This window comes from Pseudomonas sp. LBUM1651, from assembly GCF_059716135.1.
Window position 1 is genome coordinate 517,575 of sequence record NZ_CP166805.1, and the last position, 15,977, is coordinate 533,551.

Sequence of the window (15,977 nt, forward strand, 5' to 3'; positions counted from 1 at the left end):
AGTCAGCGTCCTTTTTATCGACATTCGCGTGATATGACCGACTCCAGTCTCTCCGCAAGCCCCTCGAGCTTGAAAATCTACTTCCGTCTGCTCGGTTATGTCCGGCCGTACATCAGCCTGTTCCTGATCAGCATCGTCGGATTTCTGATTTTCGCGTCGACGCAGCCAATGCTCGGCTACATCCTCAAGTACTTCGTCGATGGCCTGTCCAATCCCGAAGCGGTGCTGTTTCCCAGTGTCCCCTTTCTGCGCGACCTGCAACTGCTGCAAGCGGTGCCGTTGCTGATCATTTTGATCGCCGCCTGGCAGGGGTTGGGATCTTATCTGGGCAACTACTTTCTGGCCAAGGTTTCTCTCGGGCTGGTCCACGACCTGCGGGTCCAGTTGTTCAATAACCTGTTGGTTCTGCCCAACCGGTATTTCGACAAGCATAACTCCGGTCACCTGATTTCCCGTATCACCTTTAACGTGACCATGGTCACCGGGGCGGCCACAGATGCGATCAAGGTCGTAATCCGTGAAGGCATGACGGTGATCTTCCTGTTTGCCTCGTTGCTGTTCATGAACTGGCGCCTGACCCTGGTCATGGTCGCGATCCTGCCGCTGATCGCGTTGATGGTCCGTACCGCGAGCAAGAAATTCCGCAAGCAGAGCCAGAAGATCCAGGCGGCCATGGGCGACGTGACGCACGTGGCGTCGGAAACCATCCAGGGTTACCGCGTGGTGCGCAGCTTCGGCGGCGAAGTCTACGAAGAGAAGCGCTTCTTCAATGCCAGCCAGGGCAACACCGACAAGCAACTGCGCATGACCCGTACCGGCGCTATCTACACGCCGCTGCTGCAGTTGGTGATCTACAGCGCCATGGCCGTGCTGATGTTCCTGGTCCTTTTCCTGCGGGGCGATGCGTCCGCCGGTGACATGGTGGCCTACATCACCCTGGCAGGCCTGCTGCCCAAGCCGATCCGTCAATTGTCCGAAGTCAGCTCGACCATTCAAAAAGGCGTGGCCGGTGCCGAAAGCATCTTCGAACAACTGGACGTTGAACCGGAAGTCGATACCGGCACCGTCGAGCGCGATGCCGTGACCGGGCGCCTGGATGTGCAGCATCTGAGCTTCACCTACCCTGGCACCGAGCGTCAGGTGCTCGACGACATCAGTTTCTCGGTCGAGCCCGGGCAAATGGTGGCGCTGGTCGGGCGTTCGGGCAGCGGCAAGTCGACCCTGGCCAACCTGATTCCGCGTTTCTATCACCACGACAAGGGCGAGATCCTGATCGATGGCGTCGAGGTGGAACAGTACAAACTGCTGAACCTGCGCAAGCACATCGCCCAGGTCACCCAGCACGTGACGTTGTTCAGCGATACCGTGGCCAACAACATCGCGTACGGCGATCTGGCCGGTGCGCCCCGTGAAGACATCGAGAAAGCGGCGAAAGACGCTTATGCGATGGACTTCATCGCACAACTGCCCGAAGGCCTGGACACTCAGGTTGGTGAGAACGGCGTATTGCTGTCCGGTGGCCAGCGTCAGCGTCTGGCGATTGCCCGGGCCCTGTTGAAGAATGCGCCTTTGCTGATTCTCGACGAAGCCACCTCGGCCCTCGACACCGAATCGGAACGGCACATCCAGGCGGCTCTGGATCAGGTGATGAAAGGCCGGACAACCCTGGTGATTGCTCACCGTCTGTCGACCATCGAGAAGGCCGACCTGATCCTGGTCATGGATCAGGGCCGAATCGTCGAGCGCGGCACGCATGCCGAACTGTTGGCGCAAAACGGATATTACGCCCGCCTGAATGCCATGGGGCTCGATGCCCCGGCTGAAGATATCGCCTGATTCCTGTCGACGTTCGTTTGTCGTGAACGACTGAAAAGAGTCGCAGTCTGTAGTTTTCGAACGTTTACAGGCTGCGATTTTTTTGCTTTTGGCACCCTCGTTCATGCCATGCGCAAGCCCTGCGCCAACCCTGTGCTAATATCCCGCCCTTGTTCATTTTGTATGTGGGTTGCTCCATGAAGTTGTCCATGCCGCGATTCGATCAAGCCCCTGTATTGGTGGTCGGCGATGTCATGCTCGACCGCTACTGGCATGGCGGTACCTCACGGATTTCCCCTGAGGCGCCGGTACCGGTGGTCAAGGTCGAGCAAATCGAGGACCGCCCGGGCGGTGCCGCTAACGTTGCCCTGAACATTGCCGCGCTTGGCGCGCCGGCCTCGCTGGTCGGTGTGACCGGCGACGACGAAGCTGCCGACAGCCTGGCCAACAGCCTCAAGGGTGCTGGTGTGCGCGCACTGTTCCAGCGTATTGCGCACCAGCCGACCATCGTCAAGTTGCGGGTCATGAGTCGTCACCAGCAGTTGCTGCGTATCGATTTCGAAGAACCCTTTGCCACCGACGCCCTGGCGCTGGGCGAGCAAGTTGATGAATTGCTTGAAGGCATCAAGGTGCTGGTGCTGTCCGACTACGGCAAAGGCGCGCTGAAAAATCATCAGGTACTGATCCAGGCTGCCCGTGCCCGTGGCATTCCGGTGCTGGCCGATCCCAAGGGCAAGGATTTCTCGATCTACCGGGGTGCGAGCCTGATTACCCCGAACCTCAGCGAATTCGAAACGATCGTCGGCGGTTGCGCCGATGAGCACGAACTGGTGAGCAAGGGCGCGCAGTTGATGCACGATCTTGACCTCGGCGCGTTGCTGGTGACCCGTGGCGAACACGGCATGACCCTGTTGCGCCCGGATCATCCTGCATTGCACTTGCCCGCCCGCGCGCGGGAAGTGTTCGACGTGACCGGTGCCGGCGACACGGTGATTTCCACCTTGGCGGCTGCGATCGCTGCGGGCGAAGAATTGCCCCACGCGGTGGCATTGGCCAACCTGGCGGCTGGCATCGTAGTCGGCAAGCTCGGCACGGCGGCCATCAGCGCTCCGGAGCTGCGGCGTGCCATTCAGCGTGAGGAAGGTTCCGAGCGCGGTGTGCTGGGCCTGGAGCAGTTGCTGCTGGCGGTTGACGATGCGCGTGCGCACAAAGAAAAGATCGTCTTCACTAACGGTTGTTTCGACATCCTGCATGCCGGTCATGTGACCTACCTCGAGCAGGCGCGGGCCCAAGGGGATCGTTTGATCGTCGCGGTCAACGACGATGCATCGGTAAGCCGTCTGAAAGGGCCGGGACGTCCGATCAACAGTGTCGACCGTCGCATGGCCGTGCTGGCGGGGCTGGGTGCGGTGGATTGGGTGATCAGCTTCCCTGAAGGCACTCCTGAAAACCTGCTGCGCGAGGTCAAGCCGGACGTGCTGGTAAAGGGGGGCGATTACGGGATCGATCAAGTGGTTGGTGCAGACATCGTGACGGCTTACGGCGGCACCGTGAAGGTGCTGGGATTGGTTGAAAACAGCTCGACAACAGCGATTGTCGAGAAGATTCGCAACCATTGATGAGATTGATGACGCCCGATCCATACTGCGTATGAACGGGTTTTATTGTGAGCTTATAACCGTTTACGAGGATGTTGACGGGTATGACCCAATGCTCTTGCCTGCTTTGTCTCGTGGTAAATGATCTATGAAAGTGATGCTCCTGGTAATGGACGAGCAGCGCGTCATTCTGGATCGCCTGTATGAAATCGTGCAGCAGAACTGCCACGAGTGTGTCGTTCATCGCCTGAGCAAAAAGCAGCAAATGAAGCTGGGTCCGTTTCTCGCCTCCGTCAATTACCAGAACTGTGACCGGGTCGTGATCTTCTCCAGGGTCAAGCGCCTCGTCCCTCAACTTAGGGTCCTGAAATGTATCCCCGGCCTGGTTTTTCTTGAGCATGATGCTTATCAGAATTACATGCCCGAGAGTAAATACTTGCGGGTTTACTCGCGTCTTTACAGCCGTCTGCCAAGTTCTCGCGTGCTGGTTTCCGGCGCTGTCGTAGCGCGTCGGATGCAAGCTGAAAACATTGATGCAGTGTTCGTTTCGAAGGGATATGACGAACAAATGCTGCATAACACCGACAGTGTTCGGGACATCCCGGTGGCCTTTCTGGGCAGTCTGAAAAGCACTGAATACGCGCTGCGCAGGGCGCTTCTTGAATCCCTTTCCCTGCGTACCGGCATGTTGGTGGGCCGCACCAAGTCAGGCGCCGAATATCTGGAAATGCTCAATCGCATCAAGATTTTCGTGAGCGCCGATATCGGCATGAATGAGTTCATGATCAAGAACTTTGAAGCGATGGCGTGTGGATGTGTTTTGCTGGCCTGGAGTCAGGGTGAAGAAGACCAATTGCTGGGCTTCCGGGATATGCACAACACGGTTTTCTATCGCTCCGAAGATGAGGCCGTGGAAAAACTCCGGCTGCTGCAGAGTGACCCGTTGCTGACCGCGCGCATTGCCAGTAACGGCCAGGCGTTCGCCGAGAGCCAGTATTCCTTTGCTCGTGTGGGGCGCACACTCGCTGCCGAGATTCAGCGTGAAATGCGTCCCTGGCAACCACCTTCAGTGTTCACTCGCCTGTGGGTAAAGGTGCGTTACGGTATGCAGGTTCCAGAGTAACCATGGAAAATCACCAGTCCCAAGCCGATGAGCCAATGGCGCTGGACGCACTGCCCGGTGGTCATCAGTCTGTTCCGGGCGGGCTGCCGCAGGAACTGAAGGAGTGCCTGCGCAGGGCGCCCCGGGTGCTGCTGGTTGCCAACAATCCAGCCATTACCCGGGACGATTTCCAGGCGCTGAATATCGGCGCCGATGATGTCGTCGTCAGCTTCAACAACTGTGTCCTGGCGACGCTGCTTTCCCCACAAAGCGTTAATCTCTTCGTACATGGTTTCAATTCGCCGGACGCCTATTTTTTTGGCCTTCCCTACGGGCCTGAAGTGCAGCGGCTTTTCAGGCAGGCTGACGCGCGGTGTTTCACGATGTTAGTCGGATGCACCGGGGCCATGTGCCCCTTGCCAGAGGTGGCGCTCTATTGGGAGCGTATTCCGTTGCCGGCATTGTGGAACTACCCGGTCGATCGTCCAGACGGTAAACGCTATGTCGGGCCCTCCACCGGTTTCAATGCGTTGGTGTTGTTTGACTGGCTGCGTGGACAAGCAGGATATGACTACCAACTTCTGACGTTAGGTTTCTCCAACGAAGCGGGGAAACGCTGGAGCGGGCATGCCTGGGATTATGAGCGGGACTGGCTGCAAAAATCAGACGTCATCGTGATACCTCTGCGGCGTCGTCATTGGTGGCAGAAGTTGTTTCGTCGCGGCTGACTTGTCGCCGGGTGCCAGCGGGGCGCCGCAAGATGAGCCCGATTAGTTTTCAAGGGGGGCTGTAGTGTTGAATATTGCGGTGGCTTTTTTTGGTATCCCGAGAAACTCGCAGATCTGTTTTCCTTCCATTCAAGAAAACGTCTTGGCGCTGCTTCCTTCCGACAGCAACGTAAAATGCTTTTACCACCTGTATAAAATCGACGAAGTGCAGAACTCGCGCTCGGGTGAGCAAGGTGAGCTGAAGGCTGACAACTACGAGCCCTTCGAAACCATGACCGGGCAACTGACCTCGACCGAGGGTGTGCTGGAGCGCTGGAACTTTGAACAAGTGAAAGCGCTGGGCGATACCTGGGCTGATGATTACGCCTCACTCAGAAACCTGATCTATCAACTCAATTCTCTGCATACCGTCACGACCATGATGGAGTCGTTCAATCCCGATTTCGTCATCTACGTGCGGCCGGACATTTTCTTTCACTCACCGCTACCCGCGTATGTGTTCAAGCATCCCGAAGCCCGACGGCTTAATACCTACATTCCCGACTGGCAGTGGTGGGGCGGGCTGAATGATCGTTTTGCCATTTGTGGTCGTGACACATACGTCGCGTACGGCAAAAGGATCGAGCGCATTTTTGATTTCAGTAAAGTGACGGGAAGGAAGTTGCACTCCGAGCGGCTGCTCAAGTTTGCACTGCAACAGGCAGGGGCGAAGATCTGCACCCTGCAGACCAAGGCTTCGCGTGTTCGTATCACCGGAGCTTTTGCCGAGGAGTCGTTCTCACCCACGCGCGGCATGGGCAAGCGCGAGAATCGCTATTTCCATTTTTTTGCGCGGTTACGCACCTTGATGGACAGGCAGCGAACAGGATAGATCGCCCCCGACTTATTTGCGCAAACTTTCCTGAACCAAACGAACCAGTCGCAGGGCCTTGACGCTCAGTTTTTTCAGTCTCCGTCGCGGGGCTTTGGGTACTTCCAGTCCTTGTTGTGCAACCCAGTCCTTCCAGCGAATACGTTCCTCGCGAACGGTCCAGCCTTCCTGTATAGCAAAGCTCTCCGCCAGATAAAGTCCACGGGTACTGGCGGATACAAGCTTGTCGCGCTTGAGCGTGTACAGCTCAGGGCGCGGGACGCCATCTACCAGAGGCATCAAGTACAAGTCCGGACGTTTACGATCCAGCCGGGCCACCAGTTGGTCGCCTTCCAGTCGTTCGTCGACATGAAACAGACTCAGGGACTTGGCTTCCTTGGGCACGTCCAGGCGCAAGTCATAGATCAATTGCAGCGATGCTGTCGGCAGGTGCACATACGCCTGCGGACGCTCAATCAACTGCAGGTTGGCGCAACGCACCGGCCGCGCCGCGCCGGATAACGGCGTCAGGCGAAACGGCAACGCCTCGCGATAATGCAGCGCAGACGAGTAGGGCGCCGGCAGCCAGGTGTCGTTGAAACGTCCACCGAGCCAGCCTTCCGGGGTTTCCAGCAGGCACTCTTCGGCTATCTCCTGAATCGCCGTGTGCAGCGGCAGATTCAGCTCGTGGGCCGGCACGTAACCGGAGATCAGTTTGAGCACCACGTCGCCACGGTCCTGCCGACGCTGGCGTACCAGCACCCAGTAATCGCGATTCTGCCAATGCAGAGTCAGGCGCACCGAGACCCCGAGGTTAGCCAGCTCCAGCGCAAACCGCTCGTTGTCAGCCACCGTCACCGGGCGGCGACGTTGCAGGGTCTGGGAAAAATTGAGCGGCATCCCGACGCTCTGATAGCTCAAGCCTTCAGGAGTCGCTTCGACGAATAACGGCAGGGTCTTGAAGTTGCTCGGGTTCTTTCTGATGAGCGTACGCGGCATGTCGGCTCCTGCTTTAGGCCGCGTGGGGCGGCATCAGTTGCTACGTAGGACCTGGGCAACGGTCGCGACGTTGTGGGCGAGGTGCAGCGGATTGATGGTCCCGACAATAGCACTGGCCACACCCGGATGTTCAAACAACAACTCGAAGCTGGCGCGCACCGGGTCCACACCCGGGCTGAGGCAGACATGACCGCTGGCCAGGGCTTTTTTGACCAGGATGGCTTTGCCGTGTGCAGCAGCATAGTCAATGACCGGCTTCTCGTTCTGTTCGTTCAGATTGTAGGTGACCATCGCGCAATCACCTTGCTCCAGAGCCTTCAAACCGCCTTCGACCGTTTTACCGGAGAAACCATAGCCGCGAATCTTGCCTTCGGCCTTGAGCGCGGCGAGGGTCGCGTAGACCTCGCTGTCGTTAAGGATCGCCAGGTCGTTGCCGTCGGAATGCACCAGCACCAGATCGATGAAATCCGTTTCCAGGCGTTGCAGGCTGCGTTCCACCGACAGGCGAGTATGCGCGGCGCTGAAATCATGGCGGGACTGACCGTCGGCGAACTCTTCGCCGACCTTGCTGACGATTACCCAATCCTGGCGCTGACCCCGCAGCAACGGGCCGAGGCGTTCTTCGCTGCGGCCATAAGCCGGCGCGGTGTCGATCAGGTTGATGCCCAGGTCGCGGGCAAGTTTGAGCAACATGCGCGCTTCGTCATCGCCGGGGATCTGGAAGCCGTTGGGGTACTTCACGCCTTGATCGCGGCCGAGTTTGACCGTGCCCAGGCCCAGCGGTGAAACCATCAAGCCGGTGCTGCCCAATGGACGATGCAGATCGTGCAGGGTGGGTTGGCTCATGGCAGCAGTTGCTCCCAGGCGGGGACGCCCATGGGTGGTTTCGGCAATTCGGGCAGTGGCGCCGGATGGCCTGGCTGGATGCCGTCACGTTGCAAGGAGTTGATCACGCGATCGGCGAAGTCCGGCGCCAGCGCCAGTTTGGTGGGCCAGCCGACCAGGAGCCGGCCTTCTTCGGCGAGGAATGCGTTGTCCGGGCGGGTCAGGCCCGATTGCAGCGGCTCGGCGCGGTCCACGCGCAGGGTTGCCCATTGCACGGTGCTCAGGTCAATCCATGGCAGCAACTGGCCGAGTTCTTTCTGCGCGGTGGCAATCTGCTCGGCAGGTTCGCGGGCAACCCCTTCGGCTTCGGCAATGTCACCACCCATGTACCAGACCCATTGGCCATCGGCGGCCGGATGGGTAGTGACCGTGATGCGCGGTTTGGTGCCGCCGCCCAGGCAGTGGGCGTACAGCGGTTTGAGGCTTGGGCCTTTGGCGATGATCATGTGCAACGGTCGGCGTTGCATGGCGGGCTGGCTCAGGCCCAGCGCTTCAAGCAGCGCTGCGGTGCCGGCACCGGCGCTCAAGACGATGCGCTGGGCGCGGATCTCGCGTCCGTCGATCTTCAGGCCCACCAGAACGCCACCGTCCAGCAGCGGTTCGATGTTCTGACCGGCGAGCAAGCCATCACCCGCCAGATCGGCCAGGCGCTGGATCAGGCTCGGCACGTCGATCACCAGTTCCGCGAGGCGATAGACCTTGCCCTTGAAGCGCTTGTCTTGCAGGGCCGGCGGCAATTGGTCGCCCTTGACCTGGTCGACGCGGCCACGCACGGCTTTGCTGGCGAAGAAACTGGTGAGGTTGCCGGCGATCGTGCCGGGCGACCAGAGGTAGTGGGCTTCGGACAACAGACGCACGCCGGACAGGTCCAGTTCGCCGTCGCCGGCCAAGGCTTCACGCCAGCGACGCGGCATGTCGGCGATGGCTTCCGAAGCGCCGGTCAGGGCGCCATGCAGCGCGTATTTGGCGCCGCCATGGATGATGCCCTGGGACTTGACGCTCTGCCCGCCGCCAAGGCTGGCGCTTTCCACCAGCACGGTCGAAAAACCCTGGCGGCGCAGGCGCGCATTCAGCCAGAGGCCGGCGACACCAGCGCCGACAATCAGAACGTCGGTGGAAATAACGGATGGCATGCAGCGACCTCAGTGTTCAAGACGAGGGCGCAGTATACAGACTCGAAGATTGGAGGTTTTGCTGGCGATCAACTGATGACCATACACAAACCCTGTGGCGAGGGGGCTTGCCCCCGTTCGGCTGCGTAGCAGTCGTAAATCCTGCTGGCTCCGAGTGTCGGGAGAAATGCGGTTGCAGGTTTTGGGGCCGCTTCGCAGCCCAACGTGGGCAAGCCCCCTCGCCACACGTGACCGGGTTGCCAAAGGGAATTGCGTTGGCAGTTAATGACCGGCGGTTTTGGAGAAGAGTTGGATCACTACGACTCCCAACACGATGAGCGCCATCCCCAACATCGCCGGCACATCCAGCTTCTGCCCGTAGATAAACAGCGCCGCAACGCTGACCATCACGATCCCCATGCCGGCCCACACCGCGTAAGCCACGCCCACCGGAACGCTGCGCACCACCAGCGTCAGCATCCAGAAGGCGATGCCGTAGCCGACGATCACCAGAATCAGCGGCAGCGGCGTGCTGAAGCCTTTGACCGCTTTCATCGAAACAGTGGCGATCACTTCGGCGCAGATGGCAATGGCCAGGTAGTAGTAAGCGGTCATGGGTGCATCCTCGTGTGAAGTGTTGCTTTCTGAGGTCGGCATTCTAGTGATTCTCCAGATGCGGTAAAGTCATTACCTATCTGTCCTGAAGATGGGTTTGCCCATGAACATGCAATGGAATCTGGAACAACTGCGGCTGTTCGTCAGCGTAGCGGAGCAGCGCTCGTTTTCCGCCGTGGCGCGGGATCAGCGCAAGGCGCAGTCGGCGGTCAGCAGTTCGATTGCGCTGCTGGAGGAGGACCTGGGCGTGAGCCTGTTCGACCGCAGCAGCGGTCGTCAGCCGAAACTCACCGAGGCGGGTAACGCCTTGCTGGAGGAAGCGCGGGAAGTGCTGCGCCAGTGCGAGCGCCTCAACGGCCGGGCGCTGGCGATGATGCGCGGCCAGGAGGCCCGTCTGCGCGTGGCTCAGGATGAGGCGATGCCGTACCAGCCAATCATTGAAAGCTTCGAGGCCCTGGCGCAGAAGTTTCCCAGCCTGGAAGTGCAATTGACCAGCGCGGCCCAGGGCGATGTGGCGCGCAAGCTGGTGGAGCGCCGGGCCGATCTCGGCTTGTTGTTTTATCACGATCAGATTCCCGAGGCGCTCGAACGGCGCGTGCTGGGCAGCGTCGAAATGGTCACGGTGTGCGGTGTCGGGCATCCATTGGCGACGCAGGCTCGGGTCGACTGCCAGCAACTGGCGCAGCATCGGCAGTTGCTGATGTCGACTCAGTCCAGTGTCTATCCCGGCAGCGAGCCGGCCAGCCCGCAGGTCTGGCGGGCCGACAGTTTCTACGTGATGGCTGAGTGGCTGGTGCGCGGTCTCGGCTGGGCCTGGCTGCCGCGACACGTGGTGCAGTATCCGGCGTATCAGGGGCTGATGATCGAACTGGCCAGTGAATGGACACCGCCAGCGCTGGTGGTGGAACTGGTGTGGCGTCGCGACGAGCCCCTTGGTCCGGCGGCCCGTTGGCTGGCGGAACGTTTTGCCGTGCACTTGCAGGCGATCGGCGAGAAAAGCCGATAAACTCCGCCGCCATGAATAGAACTCTCTACACCGCGCTGTTTTACCTGGGGCTGCCATTGGTAGCGATTCGGCTGTGGCTGCGCTCGCGCAAGGCGCCGGCGTATGCCAAACGCATCGGCGAGCGTTTCTCCCTCGGGCTGCCGGCGATGAAGCCGGGCGGCATCTGGGTGCACGCGGTGTCCGTGGGCGAAAGCATCGCTGCAGCGCCGATGATTCGCGCGTTATTGCAACGCTACCCGACGCTGCCGATCACCGTGACCTGCATGACACCGACCGGGTCCGAACGCATCCAGGCGCTGTTCGCCAGCGAGCCGCGCATCCAGCACTGCTATTTGCCTTACGACTTGCCGTGCGCTGCGGCGCGGTTCCTTGATCGGGTCCGGCCAACACTGGCGGTGATCATGGAAACCGAACTCTGGCCCAACCATATCCATCAATGCGCCAAACGCGGGATCCCCGTGGCGCTGGCCAATGCACGGCTGTCCGAGCGATCGGCCAAAGGCTATGGCCGTTTCGGCAAGCTGACCCAGCCGATGCTCGCCGAGATGAGTCTGTTCGCGGTGCAGACCGAAGCCGAGGCCCAGCGCTTCCGTGATTTGGGTGCCCGCGCAGAGACCGTTGAAGTGACCGGTTCGATCAAGTTCGACCTGACCATCGACCCGCAACTGCTCCGGCGTGCCGCCGAGTTGCGCGGGCAATGGCAGGCTCAGGAACGTCCGGTGTGGATCGCCGCCAGCACTCACGACGGTGAAGATGAAGTGGTGTTGGCGGCGCATCGCCAGTTGCTTGCCGGTCATCCCGATGCGTTGCTGATTCTGGTGCCGCGTCATCCGGAGCGATTCAATTCGGTGTTCGACCTGTGCACGCAACAGGGTTTCGCCACGGAGCGGCGTTCCACCGGCGAGCTGGTGACCGCAGGGACTTCGGTGTTGCTCGGCGACACCATGGGCGAGTTGCTGTTTCTGTACGCCCTGGCCGACAGTGCTTTTGTCGGCGGCAGTCTGGTGCCGAACGGTGGCCATAACTTGCTGGAACCCGCCGCCCTGGCGAAACCGGTGCTCAGTGGGCCACACCTGTTCAACTTCCTCGAAATCGCCGCGCAGTTGCGCAGCGCCGGCGCATTGCAGGAGGTGGAGGACGCCGAAGCCTTGGCGCTGGCGGTGCAGCGACTGTTCGAATTGCCGCGCGATGCGCAGCGAATGGCGGAGGCGGGATTGAAAGTGATGCGCACCAATCAGGGCGCGTTGCAGCGGCTGCTGGATCGGTTGGGCAAGTTGATCGAACGCTAACCGGTGGGGACCTTTGATTTCGAACATCCCCGCGATCCGTAGGAGCTAGGCTTGCCAGCGAAGGCGTCAGTGAGATCGCCTTCGCCGGCAAGCCGTGCTCCTACAGGCTCTGCGTCAAGGCCGGGCTTTGAGTTGCTCCGCCGCAGCCTTCGCCAGATCCGGTGGCAGGAAGTCCTTGTCCGGGTTGTAGTCGGCCTTGAGATAGCGCTTCAGATCCTGCAAATCCCCCGGGTTCAACGTGCCGGCGGCCTGCTTCAGGCGCAGGTTGTCGAGGATGTAGTCGTAGCGGGTGTTGTTGTAATTGCGCACCGAGGTGTACAGCTGACGCTGGGCATCGAGCACATCGACGATGTTGCGCGTGCCCACCTGATAACCGATTTCTGTCGCCTCCACCGCGCTCTGGTTGGAGATGATCGACTGCTTGCGCGCCTGCACCTGCTCCACATCGGTGTTCACCGCGCGGTGCAGGTTGCGGGTGTTTTCCACCACTTGCCGACGCAGGCCTTCACGCTGTTGTTCGGTCTGGTCCAGGCGCGAGTAAGACTCGCGAACCTGGGAGCTGGTCAGGCCGCCGCTGTAGATAGGAATGTTCAGTTGCAGGGCCAGCGTGCGTTGCTCGACGTTTCCGCCGTAGGGCTGGCCGAAGCCGTTCGGGTTGCTGAAGCCCAAGGCATCGTTGTCGCCTTTCTCGTACTTGGCCACCGCATCCACCGTGGGGGCGTGACCGGCCTTGCGCTGCTTGAGGGTTTCTTCAGCGGCGCTGACGGCGTAGTTGCTGGCCAGCAGATTCAGGTTCTGTTTGGCGGCGGTGTCGACCCAGGCCTTGGCATCGTTCGGCGCCGGCGGCAGGATCGGCAAGGTGTGGACGATGCCCTGAATCGAGTTGTACTGACGGTTGGTCAGGGTGATCAACGCTTCAAACGCATCATCCACCTGACGCTGGGCAACGATCCGGTTGGCCCGTGCCGTGTCGTAGCTGGCCTGCGATTGCAGCACGTCGGTCTTGTCCGACAGGCCGACATCGAAGCGCTCGTTGGACTGATCGAGTTGGCGTTTGAACGCCGCTTCCTCAGCCTTGGTCGAGGCCAGATTGTCCTGGCTGCGCAGCACGTTGAAGTAGTTTTCAGCAGTTTGCAGAATCAGGTTTTGCTCGGTCGCGGAGAGTTGCAGCGCGGCCTGCTCATTGACGTCCTTGGCGGCCTGATACTGAAACCAGCGATCAGCGCGAAACAGCGGCTGAGCCAGCGTTGCCTGATAGGAATTGGCGCTGCGGTTGGCAATGGCCGCCGGTTGATCGATGTCGGTGCGCACGTTGGCCACCTGGGCGCCACCCGAGATATTCGGCAGCAGGCCGGCGCGGGCCTGGGGCACGACTTCTTTCTGGGCGCCGTACTGGGCGCGGGCGGCGGCCAGGTCGGCGTTGTTGTCCACCGCTTCCTGATAGACGCTGACCAGATCGGTCTTGGTCGATAAGGGCGCTTCTGCTGCCCAGGCCATTCCATTGGACGCACAAGACACGGCAACGGCCAGTGAGAGTTTGCGCAGCATGAGGCGATCCCTAGAAATTGATATGACGCTGATAATTTAGGCGCCAAGGTACGGCGCGGCCCGTACAGCGTCAAGGCGCGGTACGGCGTAGCGAGTGTAGTTGCGCGTACGTGCGGCAACAATCCTGTAATTGCGCCATTCATCATGGTGTTTACTGCGGTGTTGGCGTTCTTTGCCACTTGTGTCTAGACTGGCCGGGTTCTTGTCGGGGTGCCTTGCTATGAGGCTGAGATCGAATAATTTCGGATCCCGTTGAACCTGATCAGGTTAGCGCCTGCGTAGGGAACAAGATTTCTCGTCACCCGGCGAGTCCTCTTGTGCTTCGTCCGGGATGTTGTTCGACAATCGAACACCCCTCGAGCACTGAGCACAGCACCAACAGCTTTGTCATGGCTGATTGGTCGCGTCCATTCGTTACAGGTTCGCTCCGACAAAATTCCACTGCCTGGATGCTGTCTGGAGAGCCCGTGATGACGATAAAACCAAAAAACACTACGAACCTGAGTGACTCGGCCCAAGTCGATCAACAGTCGGTTCAGCCGTTTACCCGCTCGCAAAAAATCTATGTTCAGGGCTCCCGTCCGGACATCCTCGTGCCGATGCGCGAAATCAGCCTCGACGTGACCCCGACCGACTTCGGCGGCGAGATCAACGCGCCGGTGGTTGTGTACGACACCTCGGGCCCCTACACCGATCCCAATGTCATTATTGACGTGCGCAAAGGCCTGGCCGATGTGCGCTCGCCGTGGATCGAATCCCGTGGCGACACCGAGCGCCTGCCCGGTCTGAGTTCCAACTTCGGCCAGGAACGCCTCGCCGATGCGGAGCTGACCAAGCTGCGTTTCGCCCACGTGAACAACCCGCGCCGCGCCAAGGCCGGGGCCAACGTCAGCCAGATGCACTACGCCCGTAAAGGCATCATCACCGCCGAGATGGAATACGTCGCCATCCGCGAAAACATGAAGCTCGAAGTGGCCCGTGCCGCCGGGCTGCTGGACCAGCAACACGCCGGTCACAGCTTCGGCGCCAGCGTGCCGAAAATCATCACCCCCGAATTTGTCCGTGACGAGATCGCCCGCGGTCGCGCAATCATCCCGGCCAACATCAACCACACCGAACTGGAACCGATGATCATCGGCCGTAACTTCCTGGTGAAGATCAACGGCAACATCGGCAACAGCGCACTGGGTTCGTCCATCGAAGAAGAAGTGGCGAAACTGACCTGGGGTATTCGCTGGGGTTCGGACACGGTCATGGACCTGTCCACCGGCAAGCACATTCACGAAACCCGCGAGTGGATCATCCGCAACTCGCCGGTGCCAATCGGCACGGTACCGATCTACCAGGCCCTGGAAAAAGTCGGCGGCGCGGCCGAAGACCTGACTTGGGAGCTGTTCCGCGACACGCTGATCGAACAGGCCGAGCAGGGCGTCGACTACTTCACCATCCACGCCGGCGTATTGCTGCGCTACGTGCCGCTGACCGCCAAACGCGTGACCGGCATCGTTTCCCGCGGCGGTTCGATCATGGCCAAGTGGTGCCTGGCGCACCACAAAGAGAACTTCCTCTACACCCATTTCGAAGACATCTGCGAAATCATGAAGGCCTACGACGTCAGCTTCTCGCTGGGCGACGGCCTGCGTCCGGGCTCGATTGCCGACGCCAACGATGCCGCACAATTCGGTGAGCTGGAAACCCTCGGCGAGCTGACCAAGATTGCCTGGAAGCACGACGTGCAGTGCATGATCGAAGGCCCGGGCCACGTGCCGATGCAGTTGATCAAAGAGAACATGGACAAGCAGCTCGAGTGCTGCGACGAGGCGCCGTTCTACACCCTCGGCCCGCTCACCACCGACATTGCGCCGGGCTACGACCACATCACCTCCGGTATCGGCGCGGCGATGATCGGCTGGTTCGGTTGCGCGATGCTCTGCTACGTGACGCCGAAGGAACACTTGGGCTTGCCGAACAAGGATGACGTGAAGACCGGGATCATCACCTACAAGATCGCTGCGCATGCCGCCGATCTGGCGAAGGGACATCCGGGCGCGCAGATCCGCGACAATGCCTTGAGCAAGGCGCGCTTCGAATTCCGTTGGGAAGACCAGTTCAACCTGGGCCTTGATCCGGACACCGCCCGTTCGTATCACGATGAAACCCTGCCGAAGGATTCGGCCAAGGTCGCGCATTTCTGTTCGATGTGCGGGCCGAAATTCTGCTCGATGAAAATCACCCAGGAAGTCCGTGAGTACGCGGCCAACCAGCGGATCGAAACCGTCGATGCCGAAGTCGCCCAGGGATTGGCGGAACAGGCCGAGCGGTTCAAGCAGGAAGGCAGTCAGCTTTATAAGAAAGTCTAGCTATAAGCTGCAAGCTACAAGCTACAAGCTACAAGCTACAAGCTACAAGCTACAAGAAGAAGCAGATTGC

Annotated in this window: 13 protein-coding genes and 1 riboswitch; of the genes, 8 read left to right on the plus strand and 5 right to left on the minus strand. The window is 60.1% G+C overall.

Annotated features, from left to right (window positions below; translation table 11 throughout):
* Nucleotides 1-33: 33 nt before the first annotated feature.
* From msbA to ACA066_RS02425, 5 genes are all read left to right on the plus strand, one after another.
* Nucleotides 34-1,836, plus strand: coding sequence for a lipid A export permease/ATP-binding protein MsbA (gene msbA / locus ACA066_RS02405; RefSeq protein ID WP_497697983.1), 1,803 nt, complete (start codon nucleotides 34-36; stop codon nucleotides 1,834-1,836).
* 176 nt (nucleotides 1,837-2,012) lie between these two features.
* Nucleotides 2,013-3,434, plus strand: a complete 1,422-nt coding sequence (gene hldE / locus ACA066_RS02410; RefSeq protein WP_253435453.1) for a bifunctional D-glycero-beta-D-manno-heptose-7-phosphate kinase/D-glycero-beta-D-manno-heptose 1-phosphate adenylyltransferase HldE — start codon at nucleotides 2,013-2,015, stop codon at nucleotides 3,432-3,434.
* Nucleotides 3,435-3,561: 127 nt separating this feature from the next.
* On the plus strand, nucleotides 3,562-4,536 hold the full coding sequence (locus ACA066_RS02415; protein WP_497697984.1) for a glycosyltransferase family protein: 975 nt from the start codon (nucleotides 3,562-3,564) through the stop codon (nucleotides 4,534-4,536).
* A gap of 2 nt (nucleotides 4,537-4,538) precedes the next feature.
* Nucleotides 4,539-5,243: a hypothetical protein gene (locus ACA066_RS02420; protein WP_497697985.1), complete on the plus strand. Its 705-nt coding sequence runs from the start codon at nucleotides 4,539-4,541 to the stop codon at nucleotides 5,241-5,243.
* A 64-nt stretch (nucleotides 5,244-5,307) separates the two neighbouring features.
* A complete protein-coding gene (locus tag ACA066_RS02425) occupies nucleotides 5,308-6,114 on the plus strand; it encodes a hypothetical protein (RefSeq protein WP_497697986.1) in 807 nt (268 codons plus the stop codon).
* Between the two features lie 12 nt (nucleotides 6,115-6,126).
* Here the strand turns inward: ACA066_RS02425 and ACA066_RS02430 are convergent, their stop codons facing one another.
* The 4 genes from ACA066_RS02430 to ACA066_RS02445 form a co-directional block, all read right to left on the minus strand.
* Entirely contained in the window at nucleotides 6,127-7,092 is a 966-nt protein-coding gene (locus ACA066_RS02430) for a metal ABC transporter ATPase (RefSeq protein ID WP_497697987.1), read from the minus strand.
* Between the two features lie 33 nt (nucleotides 7,093-7,125).
* Nucleotides 7,126-7,938 (minus strand): aldo/keto reductase, encoded by an 813-nt coding sequence (locus ACA066_RS02435; protein WP_497697988.1) that lies wholly within the window; start codon nucleotides 7,936-7,938, stop codon nucleotides 7,126-7,128.
* Complete coding sequence (locus tag ACA066_RS02440) at nucleotides 7,935-9,110, minus strand: NAD(P)/FAD-dependent oxidoreductase (RefSeq protein ID WP_497697989.1); 1,176 nt, start codon at nucleotides 9,108-9,110, stop codon at nucleotides 7,935-7,937. Before ACA066_RS02440 ends, ACA066_RS02435 begins: the two co-directional genes overlap by 4 nt.
* A 261-nt stretch (nucleotides 9,111-9,371) precedes the next feature.
* Nucleotides 9,372-9,704, minus strand: a complete 333-nt coding sequence (locus ACA066_RS02445; RefSeq protein ID WP_008027887.1) for a DMT family transporter — start codon at nucleotides 9,702-9,704, stop codon at nucleotides 9,372-9,374.
* A gap of 103 nt (nucleotides 9,705-9,807) precedes the next feature.
* On the opposite strand from ACA066_RS02445, the gene ACA066_RS02450 reads away from it, so the two are divergent.
* Both ACA066_RS02450 and waaA read left to right on the plus strand, forming a co-directional pair.
* The gene (locus ACA066_RS02450) at nucleotides 9,808-10,710 is read left to right on the plus strand and encodes a LysR family transcriptional regulator (RefSeq protein WP_497697990.1); all 903 of its coding nucleotides are present in this window, start codon (nucleotides 9,808-9,810) and stop codon (nucleotides 10,708-10,710) included.
* Between the two features lie 11 nt (nucleotides 10,711-10,721).
* Nucleotides 10,722-11,999 (plus strand): lipid IV(A) 3-deoxy-D-manno-octulosonic acid transferase, encoded by a 1,278-nt coding sequence (gene waaA / locus ACA066_RS02455; RefSeq protein WP_497697991.1) that lies wholly within the window; start codon nucleotides 10,722-10,724, stop codon nucleotides 11,997-11,999.
* A 114-nt stretch (nucleotides 12,000-12,113) separates the two neighbouring features.
* Here waaA and ACA066_RS02460 read toward each other — a convergent pair whose 3' ends face one another.
* Nucleotides 12,114-13,547 carry a TolC family outer membrane protein gene (locus ACA066_RS02460; protein ID WP_497697992.1) on the minus strand — a complete coding sequence of 478 codons (1,434 nt, stop codon included), beginning with the start codon at nucleotides 13,545-13,547 and terminating at the stop codon, nucleotides 12,114-12,116.
* Between the two features lie 196 nt (nucleotides 13,548-13,743).
* Nucleotides 13,744-13,849, plus strand: a riboswitch (TPP riboswitch).
* Nucleotides 13,850-14,017: 168 nt separating this feature from the next.
* Between ACA066_RS02460 and thiC the strand changes: the two genes are divergently transcribed.
* The gene (thiC, locus tag ACA066_RS02465) at nucleotides 14,018-15,907 is read left to right on the plus strand and encodes a phosphomethylpyrimidine synthase ThiC (RefSeq protein WP_497697993.1); all 1,890 of its coding nucleotides are present in this window, start codon (nucleotides 14,018-14,020) and stop codon (nucleotides 15,905-15,907) included.
* Nucleotides 15,908-15,977: the final 70 nt, after the last annotated feature.